General features: G+C 64.9%; 19 protein-coding genes and 1 tRNA gene. 13 read left to right on the top strand and 7 right to left on the bottom strand.

The window, feature by feature from the left end:
- Positions 1–193: 193 nt before the first annotated feature.
- From RAD10_RS13840 to RAD10_RS13830, 3 genes are all read right to left on the bottom strand, one after another.
- Positions 194–520, bottom strand: coding sequence for a nuclear transport factor 2 family protein (locus RAD10_RS13840; protein WP_461617930.1), 327 nt, complete (start codon positions 518–520; stop codon positions 194–196).
- A gap of 547 nt (positions 521–1,067) precedes the next feature.
- Positions 1,068–1,823 (bottom strand): alpha/beta fold hydrolase, encoded by a 756-nt coding sequence (locus RAD10_RS13835; protein WP_091966279.1) that lies wholly within the window; start codon positions 1,821–1,823, stop codon positions 1,068–1,070.
- Between the two features lie 115 nt (positions 1,824–1,938).
- A complete protein-coding gene (locus tag RAD10_RS13830) occupies positions 1,939–3,075 on the bottom strand; it encodes a hypothetical protein (RefSeq protein ID WP_461617929.1) in 1,137 nt (378 codons plus the stop codon).
- Between the two features lie 321 nt (positions 3,076–3,396).
- On the opposite strand from RAD10_RS13830, the gene RAD10_RS13825 reads away from it, so the two are divergent.
- Positions 3,397–3,642 carry a zinc-finger domain-containing protein gene (locus RAD10_RS13825; RefSeq protein WP_007602543.1) on the top strand — a complete coding sequence of 82 codons (246 nt, stop codon included), beginning with the start codon at positions 3,397–3,399 and terminating at the stop codon, positions 3,640–3,642.
- 19 nt (positions 3,643–3,661) lie between these two features.
- Positions 3,662–4,864, top strand: a complete 1,203-nt coding sequence (locus RAD10_RS13820) for an FAD-dependent monooxygenase (RefSeq protein ID WP_461617928.1) — start codon at positions 3,662–3,664, stop codon at positions 4,862–4,864.
- Positions 4,865–4,889: 25 nt separating this feature from the next.
- Here RAD10_RS13820 and RAD10_RS13815 read toward each other — a convergent pair whose 3' ends face one another.
- Positions 4,890–5,318, bottom strand: a complete 429-nt coding sequence (locus RAD10_RS13815; RefSeq protein ID WP_461617927.1) for a twin-arginine translocation pathway signal — start codon at positions 5,316–5,318, stop codon at positions 4,890–4,892.
- 174 nt (positions 5,319–5,492) lie between these two features.
- Between RAD10_RS13815 and RAD10_RS13810 the strand changes: the two genes are divergently transcribed.
- The 5 genes from RAD10_RS13810 (at position 5,493) to RAD10_RS13790 (ending at position 10,281) form a co-directional block, all read left to right on the top strand.
- Positions 5,493–5,581 (top strand) — tRNA-Leu (locus tag RAD10_RS13810).
- Positions 5,582–5,923: 342 nt separating this feature from the next.
- Positions 5,924–6,670 carry a class I SAM-dependent methyltransferase gene (locus tag RAD10_RS13805; RefSeq protein ID WP_461617926.1) on the top strand — a complete coding sequence of 249 codons (747 nt, stop codon included), beginning with the start codon at positions 5,924–5,926 and terminating at the stop codon, positions 6,668–6,670.
- Positions 6,667–7,533: a glycosyltransferase family 2 protein gene (locus tag RAD10_RS13800; protein ID WP_461617925.1), complete on the top strand. Its 867-nt coding sequence runs from the start codon at positions 6,667–6,669 to the stop codon at positions 7,531–7,533. Before RAD10_RS13805 ends, RAD10_RS13800 begins: the two co-directional genes overlap by 4 nt.
- A 22-nt stretch (positions 7,534–7,555) precedes the next feature.
- Positions 7,556–9,466, top strand: coding sequence for an asparagine synthase (glutamine-hydrolyzing) (gene asnB / locus RAD10_RS13795; protein ID WP_461617924.1), 1,911 nt, complete (start codon positions 7,556–7,558; stop codon positions 9,464–9,466).
- Positions 9,467–9,477: 11 nt separating this feature from the next.
- On the top strand, positions 9,478–10,281 hold the full coding sequence (locus RAD10_RS13790; RefSeq protein ID WP_461617923.1) for a class I SAM-dependent methyltransferase: 804 nt from the start codon (positions 9,478–9,480) through the stop codon (positions 10,279–10,281).
- Here RAD10_RS13790 and RAD10_RS13785 read toward each other — a convergent pair.
- Positions 10,245–11,522, bottom strand: coding sequence for a hypothetical protein (locus tag RAD10_RS13785; protein WP_461617922.1), 1,278 nt, complete (start codon positions 11,520–11,522; stop codon positions 10,245–10,247). The two genes, RAD10_RS13790 and RAD10_RS13785, sit on opposite strands and share 37 nt — an antisense overlap.
- A 361-nt stretch (positions 11,523–11,883) precedes the next feature.
- On the opposite strand from RAD10_RS13785, the gene RAD10_RS13780 reads away from it, so the two are divergent.
- Positions 11,884–13,134 (top strand): multidrug effflux MFS transporter, encoded by a 1,251-nt coding sequence (locus tag RAD10_RS13780; RefSeq protein ID WP_461617921.1) that lies wholly within the window; start codon positions 11,884–11,886, stop codon positions 13,132–13,134.
- Positions 13,135–13,339: 205 nt separating this feature from the next.
- Here RAD10_RS13780 and RAD10_RS13775 read toward each other — a convergent pair whose 3' ends face one another.
- Both RAD10_RS13775 and RAD10_RS13770 read right to left on the bottom strand, forming a co-directional pair.
- Entirely contained in the window at positions 13,340–14,935 is a 1,596-nt protein-coding gene (locus tag RAD10_RS13775; RefSeq protein ID WP_461618234.1) for a glycosyltransferase family 39 protein, read from the bottom strand.
- A gap of 231 nt (positions 14,936–15,166) precedes the next feature.
- Positions 15,167–16,777 (bottom strand): ABC transporter substrate-binding protein, encoded by a 1,611-nt coding sequence (locus RAD10_RS13770; protein ID WP_038972421.1) that lies wholly within the window; start codon positions 16,775–16,777, stop codon positions 15,167–15,169.
- A gap of 269 nt (positions 16,778–17,046) precedes the next feature.
- On the opposite strand from RAD10_RS13770, the gene RAD10_RS13765 reads away from it, so the two are divergent.
- From RAD10_RS13765 to RAD10_RS13745, 5 genes are all read left to right on the top strand, one after another.
- Positions 17,047–18,177, top strand: a complete 1,131-nt coding sequence (locus RAD10_RS13765) for a M20/M25/M40 family metallo-hydrolase (protein WP_152102740.1) — start codon at positions 17,047–17,049, stop codon at positions 18,175–18,177.
- Between the two features lie 207 nt (positions 18,178–18,384).
- Positions 18,385–19,326, top strand: coding sequence for an ABC transporter permease (locus RAD10_RS13760; RefSeq protein ID WP_461617920.1), 942 nt, complete (start codon positions 18,385–18,387; stop codon positions 19,324–19,326).
- 17 nt (positions 19,327–19,343) lie between these two features.
- A complete protein-coding gene (locus RAD10_RS13755; RefSeq protein WP_028141177.1) occupies positions 19,344–20,231 on the top strand; it encodes an ABC transporter permease in 888 nt (295 codons plus the stop codon).
- 14 nt (positions 20,232–20,245) lie between these two features.
- Entirely contained in the window at positions 20,246–21,895 is a 1,650-nt protein-coding gene (locus RAD10_RS13750) for an ABC transporter ATP-binding protein (protein WP_461618233.1), read from the top strand.
- Between the two features lie 212 nt (positions 21,896–22,107).
- The gene (locus tag RAD10_RS13745) at positions 22,108–23,613 is read left to right on the top strand and encodes a M81 family metallopeptidase (protein ID WP_461617919.1); all 1,506 of its coding nucleotides are present in this window, start codon (positions 22,108–22,110) and stop codon (positions 23,611–23,613) included.
- Positions 23,614–23,618: the final 5 nt, after the last annotated feature.

Genomic DNA, 23,618 nt, shown 5'->3' with positions numbered 1-23,618 from the left:
GCCGCGCTTATAGCGGTGCTCCTCCGAGCCCAATCCTGAGCGCACAGGCCGAAGGGCCCTGCGAGAGCGAGGATCGCGGGTGCCGGAACCATAAATGGGTTATTTTCCCGATTGCGCGGAAGGACCGAGAGCCTGGGGAGAGGCACCAGCTCGCATCCCATTGCCCGCGACCTGGTGCGTTTCCTATCGCACGTCAGTTTGCAGGTCCGCAGGTATGCACCGCTACCTGGCCGGCGGCGTTGAACTTCAAGACCGCGCTGACCAGGCCTTCACGCACGACGTAAGAGATCAGCGCTCCCTCCTCGGCCTGCTGTAAGTTGTCGAGCTTCGACGCAGGATATTGGATCATCCGATCGACCCAATACGCGCGATGACCTTCGGTCCCTGTAATGGTCTTCGTGCAGCCGCAGCCGCAGACGATGACCGCATCTTCAGCGTACATCCCCAAGATCGCGTCGACATCGCCGGCGCGGTAGGCGTCTAACCAATCGACCGCCGCGGCCATCGCGTCAAAGGACATACCAGCACCTCCATGCCAAAATCGAGATTTGGCCGGCGTACCAGCGGCGTACCAGCTAAGTCTCTCTTTCGTGAATTTTGGTGTTCTCGCCAGATTCGGACCATATGCCGAAAGTCATAGCCCCAACGGCAAGTGGAACGGTTGCGCGGATATCCTGTTTTCCCGCCGCCCATCCCCTAGGGCAACGCAGTCGGCCCGAGCCTCATCACGCCCCGAAGCTGGCGCCTCCCGTGGGTCCCCAAGAGCGGCTTTTGGACGGGAGGCGTTGATGAAGGAGTCTTGCGCGATCCTGTTGGCCCAACGGCTGAACGACCTCTGTTCCCGACTGTCAGAACTGGAAAATCTCCGCCTTCGAGTCGAAGAGGCGGAGCGACGCGCCGAGGCTGTGCATCGATTACAGTCGCCTCCGAAGACTTAGCCACCTCACGCGGGGCAACATCTCGCGGGGCAACATCTTACGTGCAGGCGTCCCTGGTTCGCGCTGACCTTGGGATGGAACATTTCAGGATAGTTGGGCAACAACCTCATCGCCTCAGACAACATGGCCTCAGCCGCGGCGTGACAGAAAATCGAGCACGCCGTTCTTGTAGACCTTGTCGCCGACCGCACGCATGTGGTCGCGGTTCGGAATGTCGAGCACTTCGGAGCCGGGGATGATGGCACCCAGCGCGCTGGCACTACCTGCGACGTCGTCGGTCGAGCCGACCGCGATCAGCACCGGCAAGTCGATGCGCGCGGCTTCGTCGCGGGTCATGAGGTCGCGCGTGCCGCGCAGGCAGGCGGCGAGCGCACGGTGATCGGAGCGAGTCTGGTCGGCGAACGCACGGAAGGTGCGGCCGACGGGATCAGTGACGTCATCCAGCGAGGGCGCCTCCAGTGCCTTGGCGACGTTCTCGCCGGGGCCGGTGCCTTCGATCAGCCCGCCGATGCCGATGCCGCCGAGGATCGCCGAGCGCAGGCGTTGCGGCTCGTTGAGGGAGAGCCAGGCCGCCATCCGTCCGCCCATCGAATAACCCATGATGTCGGCCTGCGGGATGGCGAGATGATCCATCAGCGCAAGCACGTCGCCGGCCATGGTCGGGATCGAATACTGCGCGGGCTCGTAGAGCTTTGCGCTTTCGCCATGGCCGCGATTGTCGAGCGCAATCACGCGGCGGCCGTTCTTGCGCAGCTCCGAGACCCAGGTCGGATAGACCCAGTTCACGTTCTTGCTCGAGGCAAAGCCGTGCACCAGGATGATCGGATCACCCTCGCCTTCATCGAGATAGGCAATTTCAACGGCGCCGTTGTGAAAGCTCGGCATCAGCAGTTCCGCGGGTCTGGAGGGGAATGGTTGATCTTAGAGCACGATCCGGAAAAGTGTGCAGCGGTTTTCCGGCAACATCATGCTCAAACAATAGCCTGAAGCGCTGCGCGCCTCAGGCCGTGACGGCCGCGTTGGCCAGAGCAGCTTCTGCGGCGATCTGGGCACGGCGAAGCCGCCGCGCCCGTTTGCGATCGCACCAGGCCTGGGTCAGGCGCTCGGTGGTCGCCTTGATGGAGGAGAGAAGGCCGAACAGCGTCAGCGCCGCACTGAGCAGCCAGAGCGCCAGATTGAACGCGCCGCCGATCAGCAGCAGCGCGCCCCGGCCGAGCAGCTTCATGATCGCGCGCGTCTTGCTGCCTTGCGCTTCGGCAAGCCGCGCCGCGCGCGCGACGTCCTTGGGACCTTCGGCGATGCGTAGCGTGTCCATCGCCCCGCGCGTGCCGGTCTTCTCGGCGACGCGGGTGACGTCCTTGCCGAGCCGGACCAGCGCACCGGCCTTCTCGGCCCGGAACGCGGCCTTGATCGCGCTGACGGTCTCGCCCGGCCGCAGCACCGAGCCTGATACCACCGCATTCCGCAGCGCCGGCGTGTCGACGACCTCGCGCGCGGAACGGCCGGCCCAGACCGCGAGCCCCTCGCCGAGCCGCCCGACTTTGCGCGCATCCTTCACCAGCGTCAGTCCGGCGCGCACCGGCGCCGCGCCACCGACGGACACGTAGGTCGCCGCCGTCACCGCAAGTCCGGCCGCCGCAAGCCCGAGCACGAGCCGGTCGGTGTCCTCGCCCATGGCAAGATGCTTGCCCTCGCGCACCACGTCCCTGATGTCGCCGATCACGAAGAGATCGCCCGCCACCGTCCCCGAGAGGCTCGCGACATCGTCGGCATTGCCGGTGACGAGGCCGGTGGCGAAACGTTTGACGAAATGCGAGGTGGAACCTTGGGCTTTGACCGCGTCACTGACGCGGCTCAGGAGGTCGTCAGGCAGCGCGATGTTGCGGTCACGCGCCAGCGCGACGAAACTGTCGGCGAGATCGGCATCATCAGCGGCGAGCGCGGCCTCGATATTGTCCTGAACCAGGCGATCGTTCTGCCGCAGCACTCGATCGAGCTTGAGCTCGGAGAGCGCGGCCGGATCATCCTGGGCGGCGAGGATCGCGCCGGCCTCACGGGCGTGCGGCGCTACCTGCGCGAGCATGAAGCCGCACGCGGCGATACCGATCAACGCTGTGGTGATTCGCAGCCACTTCATGTGGAAAGCCTGGGCGGTCCTTCGGGCGGTCCGTGGGATCGTCTACGCCGGTCGATTCGTCTTTCGGCGCAAATTTGCTCGTCCACAGACATAGTATGCCAAAATTGCGACACAACGTCCCCGACGAAAGAAGGGCTTCTCTCAGGCCTTAAGATTGTGTCGAATTTGCATTGAGCAAATGAGCATGGGGCAATTGCGAACCTTTCGGTTCCGCTGGACTAGCAATCATCCACACCCGCCAGTATGGTCCGCGGCGCCTTAAAGATGCCGCGTCAGTTCGTGATTGTGTCTGCCGCCATTGCCACTCCAGGATGAGTTACGATGTCCGACCATGTCGTCCCGCACTTCCATAACGATGCCGGCGTCCCCGTCATCGAGATCGGCTCGCAAGAGTTCATGTGCGTTGGCGCCAACCCTCCGTTCGACCATCCGCACGTCTTCCTCGACCTCGGCAACGACAACGAGATCATCTGCCCGTACTGCTCGACGCTGTACCGCTTCGCGGCCGACCTGAAGGCGGGCGAAGCCCGCCCGCCGGAATGCGTCCTGAAGGACAAGGTGGCCTGACCGCTTCCATCGGTCAGGGGTGGCGCTCTCCCGCACGATTGTCATCGCCGGTGCCGGCATCGGTGGACTGACGGCCGCGCTGGCGCTGGCAGCCCGCGGCTTCCGCATCGTCGTGCTGGAAAAGGCCGAGCGGCTCGAGGAAGTCGGCGCCGGCCTGCAACTCTCCCCCAATGCCAGCCGCGTGCTGGTCGAGCTCGGCCTCACGGAACGCCTCAAGCTGCGCGCCGTCACTCCGGAAGCGGTCTCGATCATGAGCGCGCGGGCCGGCGGCGAGCTGCTGCGCATGCCGCTCGGTGAAGCAGCGTCCGCGCGGGCCGGCGCCCCCTATTGGGTGGTGCACCGCGCCGACCTGCAATCGGCGCTGGCCGGCGCTGTCGCCGATCATCCCGACATCGACCTCAAGCTGGGCGCGACCTTCGAAGACGTCGCGCCTCATGCCAAGGGGCTGACGGTGGTCCATCGCAGCGGCACGATCCGCCGCAGCGATCTCGCCAGCGCGCTGATCGGCGCCGACGGCATCTGGTCGACGGTCCGCCAGCATCTGTTTCCCGAGGTGCAGCCGCGCTTCTCCGGGCTGATCGCCTGGCGCGGCACGCTGGATGCCACGCAACTGCCAAAGGACTACACCGCGCGCCGGGTGCAGCTGTGGATGGGGCCGAATGCCCATCTCGTCGCCTATCCGATCGCGGGCGGCCGCCAGATCAACGTGGTCGCTGTGTTGCCGGGCACCTGGAACAGGCCGGGCTGGAGCACGCCCGGCGATCCGCGGGAAGTGATGGACGCCTTCGCCGCGCCGCGCTGGCCGGCCTCGGCGCGGATGATGCTGGCCACGGTCGACAGCTGGCGGAAATGGGCGCTGTTCGGCGTGCCCGACGGCTGCCCCTGGAGCAAAGGTCCGGTGGCGCTGCTCGGCGATGCCGTGCATGCGATGCTGCCTTTTGCAGCCCAGGGCGCCGGCATGGCGATCGAGGATGCCGCGGTGCTCGCCCGGCATCTGAGCTTTGAAGCCGCCGAGAGCACGGCAGGCATCAGTGCTGCGCTGACGCAATACGGCCGTGCCCGCCAAGCGCGGGTGCGGCGGGTGCAGCGGACCGCGCGGCAGCAGGGCCGCATCTATCATCTCGGCGGGCCGCTTGCGGCCGCACGCGATCTTGCGATCCGCGCGCTCGGCCCGGACCGCATGCTGGCGCGGCAGGACTGGATCTACGGCTGGCGGCCCTGATGCGAAGCGCCGCCGGCGCGGCGCCTCAGCGCGACGTTTTCCCGGATTTCGAAGCGGGCTTGGCAATCGCCGCAGGCGACAATTGCGTGGCAGGCGGGGTCGCCTCCGGCGGGGTTTCCCGGCACTTGTTGCGGCGCCAGGCGTCATCGGCCATTTGCGCCGACCCGCGCACGGCAACATAGTCGTTGCGATAGGCGAGCTCGGACACCACGGCGCCACCGGTCCCGGTCTCCGCCTTCTCCATCAACCCCCGCAAATCGTCAGTGCGCTTGGCGAGCGACTTGCGCTCGGCCTCCAGCTGCTTGCAGTCGTACAATTCGTATTTGGCGGGATCGGCAAAGGCCGGCGCGACCGTCTCGCTCATGCCGGCGCAGCCGGACAGCGCGGCGCCGGCCGCAAGCAGCGCGAGGAGCGCGCCGAAGCCGCGCGGCGATGTGGAAAACGAAGCAGCCATGCCGGATGAATAGTCCCCGTGGATTGAGAATGCCTAAAGCAACAACAGATGTCCGGATTGAGGCTTTGCCTTGTGCGCCCGGCTCGCTTAAGGAAGAACCGTCCCTCCGGGTCCGCAACGCGCCAATTCCAGACGGCCAAGGATGGACTTAAGTGTTTGATCTCGTTGGATCAAGCGGGCATGGCGGAATTGGTAGACGCAAGGGACTTAAAATCCCTCGGTGCGCAAGCGCTGTGCCGGTTCGACCCCGGCTGCCCGCACCACGAGATTTGACGGCACCCGCGTGGGCCATTGATGAAGGCGGTCTGCCCTCCGCTTCAGCTGAGCGATCATCTGGTGAACTCTCGATCTGCCCAACAGCTCTGTTGCGCGGCTTCGGCATCTGAAGATCGCCCTCTTCCGAGTCCGAGCAGCAGCCGCTTCGCCGAAAGCGGGCGACGACATCCGATCGATGATCGAGGCGAAATCTCAGCGCATCGAGCGCGCGTCGGAGCACATCATGTTCCTGTCGCAAGAGCCGTCAACTTTAAGGCGATTGTGCTGCACATGTCCTTGAGAAATGCGGCGCTCGCTGCTAACCCGGGCGAGAACAAGGCACAGGCTCCATGGCTCAAACCTCCTTTCCCGCCCAGTCCACGACGGAAGGCCTGAAAGTCGGGGCCGATACGTATTCGAGCGCGATCGCCGACGCGCAGAATTACATGAACTGGGTTATCGACCAGTTCCGTCCCTACCTGAAGGGTGCGATCCTCGAGGTCGGGTTCGGCCATGGGCTCTACAGCAGAGTGCTCGGAGAGCTTGGCAATTATTGCGGCGTGGACCACGACCGCGAAAGCGTCGAACGCGCCGCCAAGGCGATGCCCGATCGCAAGTTCGCCGTCTGCGACATTCTGGTCCGCGATCAGCTGAGTTCCCTGTTTCCCCAAGGCGTCGATGCGGTCTTCACCATCAACGTCCTCGAGCACATCGAGGATGACGCCACGGCGGTTGCCAATTTGGTCCAGGTGCTCAAGCCCGGAGGACACCTGCTGATCAGCGTTCCCGCCCTGATGCTGCTCTACAACGATCTCGATCGTCTGGCGGGACACTGCCGCCGCTACACCACCGCGCGCCTTGCCAAGCTGCTCGCCGATCAGCCGGTCGAGCTGGTCCGGCTGAATTACTTCAATCCGATCGGCGGGCTGGGGTGGCTTGCCAATCGCCTGAAGCGGCATCAGTCGCTGAACGATGCCGCCGTCAACGGGCAGATCGCCCTGTTCGACAAATATGCCGTGCCGCTGTCGCGGGCGCTCGATCCGCTCTCGCGAAGCTTCTTTGGGCAATCCGTCACCTGCATTGCACGCCGCTTATGATTTCAGTCGTCATTCCTGCGCTCAACGAGCGCAACGGCATTGTTGAAACCATTGATCGAGCCAAGGCGGCTCTCGACGGCGCTCAGCTCACTCCCTACGAGATCATCATCGTCGACGATGGGTCGGCCGACGGCACCGGCGAGCTCGCCGAACAGGCCGGTGCAAAGGTGCTCAGGCATCCCCACAACATCGGCTATGGCCGCTCGCTGAAGGATGGAATTCGCGCTGCGTCCTACGACACGATCGTCATCAGCGACGCCGATGGCTCCTACCCGATGGAGGCGATCCCGGCCCTCGTCGCGCGCTTCAAGCAGGGTTTCGACATGGTGGTCGGCGCCAGGACCGGGCCCAACTACCGCGAGTCGAGGCTGAAGTCGCCGTTGCGCGCAATCCTCAAGGCGATCGTCGAATTCACCGCCAACCGCGATATCCCCGACATCAATTCCGGCCTGCGCGTGTTCGGCCGGCAGGTCGCGATCTCCTATTTCGAGCATGTCAGCGACCTCTTCAGCTTCACGACGTCGCTGACGCTCGCCTACATGATGAACGCGAAGTTCGTCGACTACATCGACATCGACTACAAGGAGCGCATCGGCCGCTCCAAGGTGAACCTGTTCCGCGACTCCATTCGGACGCTGCAATACGTCCTGGAGGCCTGCACCTACTACAATCCGCTGAAGATCTTCGTGCTGCTGGCGATGATGTGCATGGCGCTCGCGCTGGTCTCGCTGATCGGCGGGATCATCCTGCAGGTCGTCAGCGCCTTCGTGCTGGGCGTCGGCGCGATCCTGCTCAGCATTCTCGTCGTCGCCATGGGACTGCTCGCGGTGCTGCTGAAGCAGATCATGAATCAGCGACCATGACCTCCCGCGGCAAGGGAACGCGATGTGCGGCATAGCGGGCATCTTTCATCGTGACGGTCGGCCAGCCGACGGCCGTGCGGTTGCGGCGATGTCGGCAGCACTCGTCCATCGCGGGCCGGACGGCGAGAGCTCCTGGCTGGACGGCCCCGTCGGCCTCGCCCACCGCCGGCTCGCCATCCGCGATCTCTCCGATGCCGGACGCCAGCCGATGCTCGATGCCTCGGAGCGCATCGTCGTCACCTACAACGGAGAGATCTACAACGATCACGAGCTGCGCAGCGAGCTCGAGCAATCGTTCGGCGTCCGCTTTCGCAGCACCTGCGATACCGAGATCCTCCCTTACGCCTATCTCGCCTGGGGTGAGGCGATGTTCGAACGCCTGGAGGGCTTTTTCGCGATCGGCCTGTGGGATCGGCAGGAGCGCCGCCTGATCCTGGCGCGCGACGGCATCGGGATCAAGCCGCTGTATTATTCCGAAAACAGCAGCCGCGTCCTGTTCGCAAGCGAGATCAAGGGACTTACGGCGAGCGGAGATGTCGCCGCGCGGGTCGATCCCGTGGCCCTGCATACCTATCTCGCCGCAGGCCATCCGGGGACGCGACAGAGCCTGTACCAGGACATCAAGCAGCTCCCGCCCGGCACGATGATCGGATTCACCGAGCGCGAGCGAACCGAGCGACGGTTCTGGCGGCCGGTGCGCGCGGCTGCGATCCGCGACCTCGACGAAGCCGTTGTCCGGCTGCAATCGACGATCGAGACCGTGGTCAAGAGCCAGATGGTGAGCGACGTGCCGCTCGCCGTGCTGCAGAGCGGCGGCATCGACAGTTCGCTGATCAGCCTGACGCTCGGCCGGCTCGGCTTGAAGCCGCCGCTGTTCACGGCAGGCTTCACCGAGAAAAGCCATGATGAAACCGCGGTGGCGCAGCAGATCGCCACCGCCGCCGGCCTGTCGCTCAACGTCATCGACGGGGAAGCGGGCGAGGATGCCGAGGCGGCGCTGCGGGCGGTGGTCTATCATTTCGACGGCCAATGCGCCGACACGGGCGCGCTCGGCTTCTATCATCTGGCTGGCGCGGTCCGCCGGCATTCCACGGTGGTTCTGTCCGGCGACGGCGGCGACGAGTTCTTCGCCGGATATGAAACCTATGCCGCGACCATGATGGCGGAGCGCGCGCGCCACGTCGTTCCGCGCGGCCTTGCCAGCCTGACCGGACGCCTCGCCTATGCATCGGTGCGCGGCAACGAGAAGCGGCTTCCGGCGGCGGCGCAGCTCGCCCGCTTCGCACTCGGGTTGGGCGAAGCCGGCAACAGCCCGCATCTGCAATGGCGGCGGCTCGTTCCCCGCTTCCTAGCCGAGAGGATCTATGACCGCGGGATGGCCGATCTTGCATCGGCCGATCCGTTCGCGGAATACGCCGAATATTATTCGGAGCCGCATGACAACGTGCTGGATCGGGCGCTGATCGCCGACCAGCGCTTCCATCTGCAAAGCGTCCTCACCAAGGTCGATGCGATGAGCATGGCGCATGGTCTCGAAGTGCGCGTGCCGATCCTCGATCGACGGGTCATGGACCTCGCCGGCAGCCTCGATGTCTCGCTGCTCAATCCCTGGCCCAAGGGCGCGCCGAAATATGTGTTGCGCAAACTCGCCGAGCGCCTGGGCATGCCGGGAGAGGCCGCATGGTCGCGCAAGCGCGGCTTCAACGTGCCGATCGCACAGCTGATGCGGCGCGGTGGGCTGCGGCCGATCTGCGACCGGGTGCTCGACAGGGAGGCCGACGTTTTTGCGCCCTTCCTGAAACCGGAGGCGATCCGGCCGCTGTGGACTGCGCATCGCGAGGCCAGGAGCGACAATGCGTTCGCGCTGTGGCCGATCCTGACGCTGGGCATCTGGTTGACGGGCCTTGCGACCCCTTCGCCGCGCCGAGCGTAGGGAGCGGGCACATGCCGGACCTGAAGGACCAGACGATCAACGATTTCGGCGAGCAATGGACCGCGTTCCGCGAAAACCCCGCCTATTACGGCTCGGCGGACCTGCTTGCCGATCTGTTCGGTCCGTTGCTTTCCCTCGACGAGGTCAAGGGCAAGCGGATTGCCGATATCGGGAGCGGCACGGGACGCATCGTCAATATGCTGCTCGATGCCGGGGCGGATCGTGTCGTCGCGGTCGAACCCTCCGATGCCATGCTGGTCCTGAAGGACAACACGGCGGACCGCGCGGAGCGCATCGACTATTTGCAGGCGCCCGGCGACCGCTTGCCGCCCGATCTGGGGCTCGACTATGTGGTTTCGATGGGGGTGCTGCATCACATCCCCGAACCGGCGCCGGTGGTTCGCGCGGCCTACGATGCGTTGCGCCCCGGCGGACGCTGCATCGTCTGGCTCTACGGCTACGAAGGCAACGAGACCTATCTGTCGCTCGCGATCCCGTTGCGCAAGCTCACCGTGCTGCTGCCGCACCGGCTGCTGGTGGTGCTGTCGCATGGTCTGGAATGGGCGCTGACGGCCTATATCGGGCTGTGCCGGATATTGCCGTTACCGATGCGGTCCTACATGCGTTCGGTGCTGGCGAAGTTTCCGCGCAGCGTTCGCCGCTTGACCATCTACGACCAGCTCAATCCCGCCTACGCGAAATACTACACGCGCGCCGAGGCGGAGGCGCTGCTGTCGGATGGCGGTTTCGGGGATGTCAGGCTCTACCACCGCCACGGCTATAGCTGGACCGTGTCCGGCACACGGCCCGGATGACGGGCGTCGAGCAGCAGGACCCAGAAGAACATCAGCGCGCTGAAGAGCTGGATGAAGTTGCCCTCGAGGGAAATGCCCGTCACGAAGATCAATGAGGGCATCAGGAGACCGACGGTGAGCGCGGCGGCGAGTGCCGTGGCCGGAAGATCGACCAGAAGGATCGCGGCATAGAGCGCGGGCTCGAAGTAGGCATATTCCTTGAGGCGCGGCGAGCTGAGATAGAGCGCAAAGATGGCCAGCACCGTGATGCGCATCGCGGCACGGGGGTGATCCATCAGCCAGCGATCCAGTCGCACAAGAAGCGAATCTCCCTCGTGCGCCGGCCGGCTCCCGATCAAGCGCAGGACGGACAGGGCGAACGGCACGAGCACCAGTGCGGTCACGGCGAAGGCATAGGTTGCGAAGATCGCCGGTTTGCTATCGATCAGGCCCACATGGCCCATCAGATCCCGCGCCAGCAGCAGCAGGGACGGATTGCTCTCGAACAGCTCGACGAGGTGCTGGTCCGGAATCTTTCCGGCCACCGCAAGCTGCCAGCTCGCGAACAGATCGGGGTATGCCAGCCGCGATATCAGGATCGGCAAGGCGAAGCTGAACACAGCCATCGCGATCAGTATCAGCTTGCGGCCGCGCGGCAGCGGCAGGAAATAGAGCGCGGCCAGCAGCGGAAAGAACACCAGCTTGAACGACATCACGAGGCCGAGCAGCGCGGCACCGGCGAGGCGCGACGGAAAGCTGCGGTCCTCCGACGGCCCGGCTGCGGGCAGAGAAAGCAGGAGCCTCAACGCGATCGCGGTCAGCACGCCGCTCAGGATCGCGAAATTGCCCGACGCCTGCACCCATTCGAAACCGACGAATGCGCCGAGCGCGCAGAGCACCCTGAGCCCGACGTCGCGAGCGCTCGGGCGCGTTCGGGCGAGACCGGGCAGGAGAAGGCCGCAGAGCACGGCGAGAACGGGAAAAATAGCCTTGTGGTGAGCGACCAGAATGCCGCCCGCGCAGAAAGGACGGAAGGCTTCCAGCGTCACCGGCAGATAGGGGTAAGAGAGCTTGGTGCCTGTCAGGTTCTTGACGAAGTAGGGATCGAGACCGCCCGCATAGGCATCGACCGCCGCGCAATTGACGCGGGTGTCCCAGCCATATCTCAAACCGAGCGCGGCGTCGCTGGCGAGATTGCCGAACGCCAAAAGCGCGGTCAGCGCGATCAGGCAGGCAAGCCAGATGTTTCGCCTCGAAGCCATGTCGGCCGAGGGCTCCAACCATCGTGCTGTACCGGTGACATCAGACACAATCGGATACCTTGTCAGGCTAGGTTCTCTCGGCGCCAGCGCGGCGCCTCATCGATCGGCCGCCACAGTGGACAGGAGGCGTTTCCGTTTCATCCCGCCGGACCCGACCTGCCCCGCTCGGCGCCGATCTTTAGGGAGGGATGGTGAATCACTGGTTTCCGGCCATGGCAGGACCCCCGCGGTCGGCTCGCGCGGGGGTTCCCCTCACCAATTCTTGTCCGCCCCTCCTCCGCCTGCCAGCCATCCCGAAACATGGGTTGTGCAACGCAGCATGGGCGATGGATAAAGTCGCTCAATTTCAGAGGTGAGCTTCTTGTCTGACGTCAATGCCGACGATTGGGTGTCCGCGGGACACCGCCCGATGGGATTTCCAGAATTCGTCATCGTGATCGCCTCCATCATGGCGCTGAATCCGCTTGCGATGGACATGATGCTGCCAGCACTGCCCAATATCGGGACAGCCTTCAACATTCCCGTCGCCAACCATCTGCAACTGGTGCTGTCGACCTTCCTGATCGGTTTCGGCGCCGGCCAGTTCGTCATGGGCCCCCTGTCGGACCGCTTCGGCCGCCGGCCGGTGCTGCTCGGCGGCATGGCGGTCTATGCGGTGGCGAGCGTGCTGGCGGTCGCGGCGCCCTCGTTCGAGACGCTGCTGCTGGCGCGCGCGCTGCAGGGGCTCGGCACCTCGGCCACACGCGTGATCGCGACCTCGATCGTGCGCGACTGCTATGTCGGCCGCCGCATGGCGAGCGTGATGTCGCTTGCCATGATGGTGTTCATCGCGGTGCCCGTGATCGCTCCCTCGTTCGGACAGGCGGTGCTGCTGGTGACGGCGTGGCGCGGCATCTTCGTCGTACTGATGTTGTACGGCCTGCTCGCGCTCGCCTGGTGCGTGCTGCGGCTGCCAGAAACCCTGCCCGAGTCCGAGCGCAGGTCGCTGGCGCCCGCTGATGTGCTTTCAGCATTCCGGCAGACCGTGACCAATCGCCAGACCATCGGCTATGCCACGGCCGCCGGCAGCGTCATCGGCGCGCTCTTTGCCTTTGTCTTCTGCGCCCAGCAGGTCTTCACCGGCATCTATCACCTCGGCCATTACTTCCCAGTCGCCTTCGCCGCGATTGCGGCCGGCACGGCCGTCGCCGGCTTCCTCAATGCGAGGCTGGTCGGGCGGCTCGGCATGCGCGTGATCTCGCATGGCGCGCTGACGCTCTACACAATCGTCGCCGCCGTGATGCTGCTGACGGAAATTCTCGGCATCCTGCCGCTTGCCCTGTTCATGGTGCTCTCGGCTCTGATGATGTTCTCGTTCGGCATGATGGTTGCCAACTTCACTGCGCTCGCGATGGAGCCGCAGGGCCACATCGCCGGCACCGCCTCCTCGCTCTACGGCTCGATCACGACGCTGATCGGAATCGTGGTCGGCATGGCAATCGGACAGAGCTTCGACGGCACGCTATTGCCGTTCTCGGTCGGCTTCTTCCTGTCGACGCTCGCTGCGCTCGCGATCGTGCTGGTGGTGGAAAAGGGCCGGCTGTTCAAGCCGCATCATCGTCCCATCGCTTAAGGAACTTCCCGATCCGCTCGATGTTGTCCTGCAGCAATTCGAGAGGTCACATTCAATGGAATCGGAACACCGGGAAGATCGCCGCGACGTCGAACGGCGGAAGACGGAACGTTCGGAGCCGAGCGCAGAGCAGGCCACGTTGACGACGCCGTTGGCGAGCGAGGGTCTCGAGCAGGTCCGCGACAGTCATTGCTGAGCGCGGAGCCTATTCCGAACCGCGCCTGCTGGCGCTGAAATCATCCGCAGCGCTCTTGGGTATCATCCGCATTCCCCGGGGCCGCACTATCAGAGCGACCGCCTCCCGCGAAAGACCGGGCCGCCCCCACAGGGTGGCCCGCACGGTGAACTCGCGCCTGACGAAGTGCCCGGTCTGCGAGGACGCCCACGCCATCCACCGGGTGCAAGATTCCTGGTCGCGGAAACACAGCGCGGCCCAGCCGCGGTCAAGCGACATCTTGCGTGGCAAGCCCAACGTCTGTTCGTACTCGAAGGGCGCCGCATGACGTGGATGGTCCGGGCTGTAGAACGCGGTGGCGAAGGCCAGCGAACCATCACCACTCACCGCGCTCAGCGGCACGCCGGTCTGCTCGCGCCACTCGCGCGTCAGTTCACTGGCCGCCTGGGCGTAAAGATTCCGGCCCTCCTCATACCCGTGATCATTGCGATAGACGGCATGGATCGGCGCGGCGATCAGGACGGCCGCGAGCGCGACGCCGGCCACGATCACGGTGAGGTTGACCGTGTAGAAGCGCTCGATCGGGTAGCTCGTCCCGCAGACCACGAGAACGGTGAAGAGGAACAGTCCCTGCAGCGCCCATAGCGACGGCAGATCGGTGCCCATCACGAGCGACGTCACCACCGGCAGCACGATCGTGCCCATCGTGACGTAGAACAAAAGCCGCAGGCCCGGGCCCATTGCGGCGAAGTCCGCCGGAAACCGCTTCAAGCGCGTTCCTGCGACGAGCACCCAGAACACGGCCGACATGCTCATCGCCGCCGCTAGCCCCAGCAGAAAGTTTCTCGCCTCGCCGAGTGAGGTCGCAGCGTTGCCATTGGCGTGCGCCAGCGCGTAGGTGAAGGTCGACGCGCCCGTTGTCGCGAGCCAATAGATGTGAGGTGACAGCGCCGCGAGCCCGACGACGACCGAGATCCAGGGCGAAGCGGAGGTGAAATAAGCGCGCCGCGCCGGGTGCGCCAGCGCGGCAAACGCGAAGCTCATGACGAGAAAGATCGAATAATATTTGCCGACCATCGCCAGCGCCGTCGTACATCCCACCGCGACCGCCCACAGCGGGGCGCGCGTCTCGAATGCGCGCAGGAAGCACCAGGTCGCCAGCGGCCAGACCGCCAGCAGCACCGAATTGGCATTGAAGCGCTGGGCATGGAATTGATAGACCGGCGTCAGCATCAGGAGCAAAAGCACCAGGATGCGCTTGTGCCCGGTCACGAATTGCCGCGCGATCCGGTCGACGAAGATCAGCGCAAGCCCGGCATTGGCCATCGCCATCAATTGCAATGACCAGTCGCTGAGCGGGAAGACGGAGGTCCAGCTGGCTGCGATCCAGCCGGTCAAGGGCGGATGCTTGTGATAGCCCCAGGCGAAATGCTGCCCCAGCATCCAGGCCTCGAGCGTATCAGGATGCAGGCCGCCGCCGGCATAGGCGATCGCCAGATAGAGCGTCCAGATCGCGACGAAACAGCCGACGAGGAGTGGAACGGCCCAGCCGGCCTCGACGCCATCGAGCCAATGCAGGAAAGGCCGCCGCCAACGTGCCGGCGCGCGATCGGACCGTTCGGCCATCGCCTGGAATGCAAAATCGATCGGCACGGGAATCAGGTTGAGGAGGGAAAATGATGCGTAAGACGACGCATCTATTTCAGGATTGAAACAAATAGCAATGACCGGAAACTGGAAAGGTTAAAAGCCGCAACGCCTTTTCCGCCGGTGCAACCCAACAAAAGACAACGGCGCCGCTGATGACAGCGGCGCCGCGTGGTGAAGACGACGAAGGCTACGTGAATTCGCCTCCCCTTACTCCGACTTGTCGACGTTCCAGAACAGCGGCGTCGCCGGGCCGTCGAGCACGCCGGTCAGCGATTTACGCCAGCCGCTCGGCAGCAGGTACTGCCCCAGCGGGATGTAGATCACCTGCTCATAGGCTTCCTTCTGGATGTCGGCGGCGATCTTCTTCTGCTCGTCGATCGACGGCGCGCGGACGAACGCGTCCTTGAGCTGCTCGATCTTGGCGTCTTCCGCCCAGCCGAACCAGCCGCCCTTCTTGCCCTGGCCGCCGATCGAGAGATTGGCGATCGGGTTGGAGACGTCGGCCGCGACCCAGTTGGTGAAGAACATGTTCCAGCCACCCTCCTTCGGCGGCTTCTGACTGGCACGGCGGCTCACCACCGTCTGCCAATCGGTCGCTTGCAGGTCGACCTTGAAGCCGGCTTCGCGCAGCAGCTGGGCCGCGACGATGGGCTGGGCCTTGAGCGTGGTGACGTCGCCGGGCGCCATCACCACGACCGGGGTGCCGTCATAGCCTGACTCGGCGAGCGCCTTCTTGGCTTCCGCCATGCCATTGCCCTTCACCAGGGTCTCGGCGCCGACCTCGGTCGCGAACGGCGTATCGCAAACGAAGAACGCGCCGCAGATCTTCTGGTACTTGGCATTGCCGACCAGCGCGTCGAGAACGTCCTTCTGGTTCATCGCCAGAAGAGCGGCACGTCGCACCTTCACGTTGTCGAACGGCGGATAGAGGAAGTTCATCCGGCCGAGCGTCTGAAAGCCGAACTTGTTCGAGACCTCGATCGTGATCTCCTTGTTCGCCTCCAGCACCGGCAGCATGTCGTAGGGCAGGTTTTCCATGAAGTCGATGTCGCCCGACTGCAGCGCGTTCACGGCGGTCTGCGAGTCCGGCATGGTGATCCATTCGACGCGGTCGACCTTCGCCACCTTGCCGCCGGAGGTCCAGCTCGCCGGCTCCTTGCGCGGCACGTAGTCGGTGTTCTTGACGTAGACCGCCTTTACGCCGGGTTGGAATTCCGATGCCACGAACTTGAAGGGGCCCGAGCCGATCTGCTCGGGGATCTGCTTGTCCGGCGGCGTCTCGGCGAGGCGCTTCGGCATCATGAAGGCGACGCGCGAGGACGGCTTGCCGATGGAATCGAGCACCAGCCCGTAGGGCTCCTTCAGCTTCAGCGTGATGGTCTTGGCGTCGGTCGCCTCGATGCTCGCGGTGAAGTCCAGGAGCTTCTGGCCCATGCCGTCGACCGCGGCCCAGCGCTTCAGCGAGGCGACGCAATCTTCCGCCGTCACCGGCGCACCGTCATGCCACTTCAGGCCGTCGCGCAGCGTGAAGGTGTAGGTGAGCTTGTCGTCGGAGATCTTCCAGTCCGCCATCTGCGGCTGGATCTTGAAGCTCGAATCGGGAGCCACCAGCGTGTCGTAGACCATGTAGCCATGGTCACGCGTGATGTAGGCCGTGGTGAAGATCGGATCGATGATGCGCAGATCCGAATGCATCACCGCCGTAATGGTCTTGCCGGCTGCAAGCACTGGCGAGGCAAGCGCCGTCGAAAGCGCAACGACAGACAGCGCAAGTTTGGAGGCAAACGCGCGAGGCCCCCGGCGCATGAAGTGGAACATAAAAAGTTTCTCCTGACGTGAAACTGTTCAAAGGCAGGTTATTGGTTAAGCATGCGGCTCGTTCCTTGGGCGAACTAACCTCATGCAATGCCTTTATCTTTCGAGACTTGCAGACAGTGCCGAGCGCGTCAATCCGGTTTCGCTGCAAGCCCTGGCGGCGCGGGCACGGGCTCCACAAGGATCGGTTTGGCTCTACAACACTCTTCACTCGTCCTGCCCCGCACCAATGCAATGCGCATTCCATCTTTCGAAGCTTGAGAGACATTGAGATGAATCCAGCCAATCTTCCTTTCGATTCCGAGGCGATGCTCCAGGGTTTGCGCGGCTGGGTCGAATGCGAAAGCCCGACCTGGGACGCTGGTGCGGTGAATCGCATGCTCGATATCGCAGCGCGGGATATGGCGATCATGGGTGCGACGATCGAGCGCATCGCCGGCCGGCAAGGTTTCGGCGGCGTGATCCGCGCGCGGTTTCCGCATCCGAAACAGGGCGAACCGGGCATCCTGATCGCCGGCCATATGGATACCGTCCACCCCGTCGGTACCATCGAGAAGCTGAAATGGCGGCGCGAGGGCAACCGGTGCTACGGCCCCGGCATCTACGACATGAAGGGCGGCAACTACCTCTCGCTGGAAGCGATCCGGCAACTGGCGCGTGCATCGTTCACCACGCCGCTGCCGATCACCGTGCTGTTCACGCCGGACGAGGAAGTCGGCACGCCCTCGACGCGCGACATCATCGAGGCGGAAGCCGCGCGCAACAAATACGTGCTGGTGCCGGAGCCCGGCCGCGCCGACAACGGCGTCACCACCGGACGTTACGCCATCGCGCGCTTCAATCTCGAGGCGACGGGCCGGCCGAGCCACGCCGGCGCGACGCTGTCGGCGGGACGCTCGGCGATCCGCGAGATGGCGCGGCAGATTCTCGCCATCGACGCGATGACGACGGAGGACTGCACCTTCTCGGTCGGCGTCGTGCATGGCGGGCAATGGGTCAATTGCGTTGCCACGACCGCCACCGGCGAAGCGCTCTCCATGGCCAAGCGGCAGGCCGATCTCGATCGCGGCGTCGAGCGGATGCTGGCGCTGTCGGGCACGGCCAACGATGTCGCCTTCAAGGTGACGCGCGGGGTGACGCGTCCGGTGTGGGAGCCGGATGCCGGCACGATGGCGTTGTATGAGAAGGCGCGCGGCATCGCCAAGTCGCTTGGCGCCGAACTGCCGCATGCGAGCTCCGGCGGCGGCTCCGATGGCAACTTCACCGGTGCGATGGGAATCCCGACGCTCGACGGCCTGGGCGTGCGCGGAGCCAACGGCCACACGTTAGAGGAGTATATCGAAGTCGAGAGTCTCGTTGAGCGCGGCCGGCTGATGGCCGGGCTGCTTGCGACGCTGGAGTGACCGGATTGGATGGGCGCGCCTGGCGCGCCGCGATATTTCGCCTGGCGGGCACGCTCCGCTGGCCCCCTTGAAGAGGGGTCGCCAAAACAGCTGACCGCACTGCAAAAACTGTGGCCCTGATGGCACGGGAATTGCTGAAATGTTAGGCTGGTGGCAGAACAGGCTATGACCGCTGCCGCCGATTTACTCTAATCTGACGGATCCAACTTGCTCGGATATCTCCTTCGCCGAATCTTCGCCGCCGTGCCCGTGATGGGCGTCGTCGCGCTGTTCGTCTTCCTCCTGCTCCGCCTCACCCCCGGCGATCCCGCCGCGATCCTCGCCGGCGACAATGCAACGCCGGAGCGGCTGGAGCGCATCCGCACCTCGCTCGGCCTCAACGAGCCCTTGATCGTGCAGTTCATCACCTGGGTGAACAAGCTGCTGCACGGCGATCTCGGAACCTCGCTGATCTCCAATCTGCCTGTGATGAAGATGATCGGCCAGCGCGTCGAGCCGTCGATCTCGATCGCGCTGTGCACCATCATCCTCGCCGTGCTCGTGGCGGTTCCCCTCGGCGTGATCGCCGCGTGGAAGCACGGCACCTGGATCGACCGTTTCGTGATGGGGCTTTCCGTGCTCGGCTTCTCGGTGCCGGTGTTCGTGGTCGGCTATATTCTGATCCAGGGCTTCGCGATCGAACTGCGGTGGGTGCCGGTGCAGGGCTTCCGCAGCATCTTTAACGGCTTCGGACCGTTCTTCGAGCGCATGATCCTGCCGACCTGCGCGCTCTCCTTCATCTACATCGCGCTGATCGCGCGCATGACGCGCGCGGCGATGCTCGACGTGCTCGGCGAGGACTATGTGCGCACCGCGCGCGCCAAGGGCATCAACGAGGTCGCCGTGATGATGCGCCATGCGCTGCGCAACGCCGCCGTGCCCGTGATCACCGTGATCGGCACCGGCTTTGCGCTGCTGATCTCCGGCGTCGTCGTCACCGAGAGCGTGTTCAACATTCCCGGCATCGGCCGCCTCACCGTGGATGCGGTGCTGGCGCGCGACTATCCGGTGATCCAGGCGATGATCCTGCTGACGTCGCTGATCTATGTCGTCGTCAACCTTCTCATCGACGTCGCCTACACCCTGCTCGATCCCCGGATCCGGTACTGAGGCAAGGACAAGAATTAATGTCGGTCGATACCCTTCCCCAGTCGTCCATTCCGATCACGTCGCCGCTGCGGCCGCGCTTCGGCTTCCTCACCTCGACGCCGATCATCGCCACCGCAACGGTCCTGCTCGCGCTGATCATCCTGATCTCGATCCTCGCGCCGCTGATCGCGCCGCATGATCCGATCCAGCTCGCGCCATCGCAACGGCTCAAGCCGTCGTCCGCGCAATTCCTGCTCGGCACCGATGCCTATGGTCGTGACCTGTTGTCGCGCGTCGTCTATGGCGGCCGCATCTCGCTGCTGATCGGCATCGGCTCGGCGATCCTGTCGATCGTCATCGGCCTTGCGATCGGCCTCGTCTCCGGCTTCTTCAAGCTGGTCGATGCCGTGCTGATGCGGGTCATGGACGGCCTGATGGCGATGCCGAGCATCCTGCTCGCGATCGCCGTGGTGTCGCTGTCCGGTGCCAGCCTCTGGACCGTGCTGATTGCGATCACCATCCCCGAGATTCCGCGCGTGGCGCGCCTGGTACGCTCCGTCGTGCTGTCGGCGCGCGAGGAGCCTTATGTCGAGGCGGCAATCTCGGTCGGCTCGTCCTTGCCGAAGATCATGTGGCGGCATCTGATGCCGAACACGGTGGCGCCGCTGATCGTCCAGGGCACCTATATCTGCGCGAGCGCCATCCTCACCGAGGCGATCCTCTCCTTCCTCGGCGCCGGCATCTCGCCGGAGACGCCGACCTGGGGCAACATCATGGCCGAGGGCCGCCAGTACTTCCAGATCAAGCCGTCGCTGATCTTCTGGCCGGGCCTGCTGCTGTCGATCGCCATCCTCAGCATCAATCTGATCGGCGACGCCGCCCGCGACGCACTCGATCCGCGCATGAAGCAGCGGGAAGGCAAGTGATGACCGATCAAGTGATGACCAACACCGTCCTCGACATCAACAACCTCGTCGTCTCCGTCGGCAAGAAGCCGGGCGGGCCAAAGATCATCGACGGCATCTCGATCCAGGTCCGCGAGCGCGAGACGCTGTGCCTCGTCGGCGAAAGCGGCTCGGGCAAGTCGGTGACCTCGCTCACCACGATGGGCCTGCTGCCGAAGGGCACGCTGGTTCCGACCAGCGGCAGCATCAAGCTGGTCGGCGAAGAGCTGCTCACCGCGACCGACCGCCGCTTGCGCCAGCTGCGCGCCACGCAGATGGCGATGATCTTCCAGGAGCCGATGACCGCGCTCAATCCGGTGGTGCCGGTCGGCCGCCAGATCGACGAGGTGCTGCGCGCGCACACCAAGCTCGACGCCAAGGCGCGCAAGAAGCGCATCCTCGACATGATGGAGCAGGTCCACCTGCCCCAGGTCGAGCGCATCTTCGCCTCCTACCCGCATCGTCTCTCCGGCGGGCAGCGCCAGCGCATCATGATCGCGATGGCGCTGGTGCTGGAGCCGAAGCTCTTGATCGCGGACGAACCGACGACCGCGCTCGACGTCACCACGCAGAAGCAGATCCTGTCCCTGATCCGCGAGCTGCAGCGCGATCACGGCACGGCCGTGCTGTTCATCACCCACGACATGGGCGTGGTCGCCGAGATCGCCGACCGCGTCGCGGTGATGCGGCAGGGCCGGCTGGTCGAGACCGGCCCGCTCGAGACCGTGCTGCGCAATCCGACCATGGAATACACCCGCAATCTGCTCGCCTCGGTGCCGAGCCTGGTGCCGCGGCCGCCGCGCGAGGAGAGCCGCGAGCCGGTGGTGCTGGAGGCCAACGACCTCAGCAAGGTCTACAAGGAGCGCGCCTTCTTCGGCAAAGGCCGCGAGGTCGTCGCCGCCGACAAGGTGACGCTGACGCTGCGCAAGGGCCGCACGCTCGGCATCGTCGGCGAAAGCGGCTCGGGCAAGTCGACCGTGGCGCGCTGCATCGTGCGCCTGATCGATCCGACGTCCGGCGGCGTGCGCCTCGCCGGCCGCGAGATCGCCGGCATCTCGCGTCGCCTGCTGCAGCCGCACCGGCAGAAGATCCAGATCGTGTTCCAGGATCCCTATCGCTCGCTCAACCCGCGCGTCACGGTCGGCGAGAGCATTGCGGAGGGCCCGATCAATTACGGCGTCGCGCATCCCGATGCGATGAAACGCGCCCGCGAGCTGCTCGAACTCGTCGGCCTGCCCGCTGACGCGGTATCGCGCTATCCGCACCAGTTCTCCGGCGGCCAGCGCCAGCGCATCGCCATTGCGCGCGCGCTAGCGCTCGATCCGGACGTGCTGGTCGCGGATGAGGCGGTCTCCGCGCTCGACGTCTCGGTGCAGGCGCAGGTGCTGGAACTCTTCGACGAGATCCAGAAGCGTCTCGGCATCGCCATCCTGTTCATCACCCACGATTTGCGCGTCGCAGCGCAGATCTGCGACGAGGTCGTGGTGATGCAGCACGGCCGCGTCGTCGAGCAGGGCCCCGCCGCCGAGGTGCTGACGCATCCGAAGGAGGCCTACACCAGGGCGCTGCTGGACGCCGCTCCGGGGCGCGACTGGGACTTTGCGAACTTCCGGCCGGTGGCAGAGGGCGTGGGGGCCACGGCGTAGGTTCATCCTCGTCATTGCGAGCGTAGCGAAGCAATCCAGAATCCCTCCGCGGAAAGACTCTGGATTGCTTCGCTACGCCCGCAACGACGGTGTGCGCGGCACACATTCCCAAAACAGCTTGACCCTATGCGCGGCGCGAGTGCGTCCCACCTTGCTCTCGCCGCAGGGCCAAGGCTAACGTCGCGCCCTCTTGATTGATTGGACTGAACTGAATGACACGCATCGCCGTCGGCGGCTTCCTGCACGAGACCAACACCTTCGCTCCCACCAGGGCGACCTTCGCCGACTTCCAGCATGGCGGCGGCTGGCCTGCGATGACAGAAGGCGCCGACGTGCTGAAGGTGATGCGGCGCATCAATGTCGGCCTCGCCGGCTTCGTCGACAGCGCCGAGGCCAACGGTTGGGAACTCGTTCCGACGATCGCCTGCGGTGCCAGCCCGTCGGCGCATGTCACCAAGGACGCCTTCGAGCGGATCGTGAAGGTGATGGTCGACGGCATCAAAGCTGCCGGCCCGCTCGATGCGGTCTATCTCGATCTGCACGGCGCCATGGTGACCGAGCATCTCGACGACGGCGAAGGTGAGATTCTGGCGCGCGTGCGCCGCGTCATCGGCAAGGATGTTCCGCTGGTCACCAGCCTCGACCTCCATGCCAACGTCACGCCCGAGATGATGGAACATGCTGACGCGCTGATCGCCTACCGCACCTATCCGCATGTCGACATGGCCGAGACCGGCCGCGCCTCCGCGCGGCATCTGGCGCTGCTGCTGAAGACGAAGCAGCGGTTCGCCAGGGCGTTCCGGCAATTGCCGTTCCTGATCCCGATCAGCTGGCAATGCACCAACGACCAGCCGACCAAAGGCATCTACGAAAAGCTCGCTGCGCTGGAGAGCGACGCGATTCCGACGCTGTCTTTCGCACCGGGCTTTCCCGCCGCCGATTTCCGCGATTGCGGGCCGAGCGTGTTCGCCTATGGCAGGACGCAAGCCGATGCCGACCGCGCCGCCGATGCGATCGTCAAGCTGATCGAAAGCCACGAGGATGATTTCGACGGCAAGATCTGGTCGCCCGACGACGGCGTGCGCCACGCCATGGAGCTTTCGAAGAGCGCGAGCAAGCCGATCATCATCGCAGACACCCAGGACAATCCCGGTGCCGGCGGCGATTCCGACACGACCGGCATGCTGCGCGCGCTGGTGCGCAACAGAGCGAGCGCCGCGACCGGTGCGATCTACGATCCGGTCTCGGCCAAGGCCGCGCATGACGCCGGCGTCGGTGCCACCGTGACGCTGTCGCTCGGCGGCAAGTCAGGCATTCCCGGCGACGAGCCCTATCGCGAGACCTTCGTGGTCGAAAAGCTCTCCGACGGCCGCTTCATCGCGCCCGGCCCTTACTACGGCGGCCGCGAGATGGAGATGGGTCCCTCAGCTTGCTTACGCATCGGCGATGTCCGCGTCGTCGTCTCCTCGCACAAGGCGCAGCTCGCCGACCAGGCGATGTACCGGTATGTCGGCATCGAGCCGACTGAGGAGAAGATTCTGGTCAACAAGAGCTCGGTGCACTTCCGCGCCGATTTCGAGCCGATCGCGGAAAAGCTGATGATCTGCGCCGCGCCCGGCGCGATGCCGGCCGACACCGCCACCCTGCCCTGGACGCGCCTGCGGCCGGGCATTCGCATCAAGCCGAACGGCCCCGTTTTCTCGCCCCCCTCACGCTAACTGGA

This window comes from Bradyrhizobium sp. 23AC, from assembly GCF_054863025.1.
This window is presented reverse-complemented; position numbering and strand designations above follow the sequence as displayed.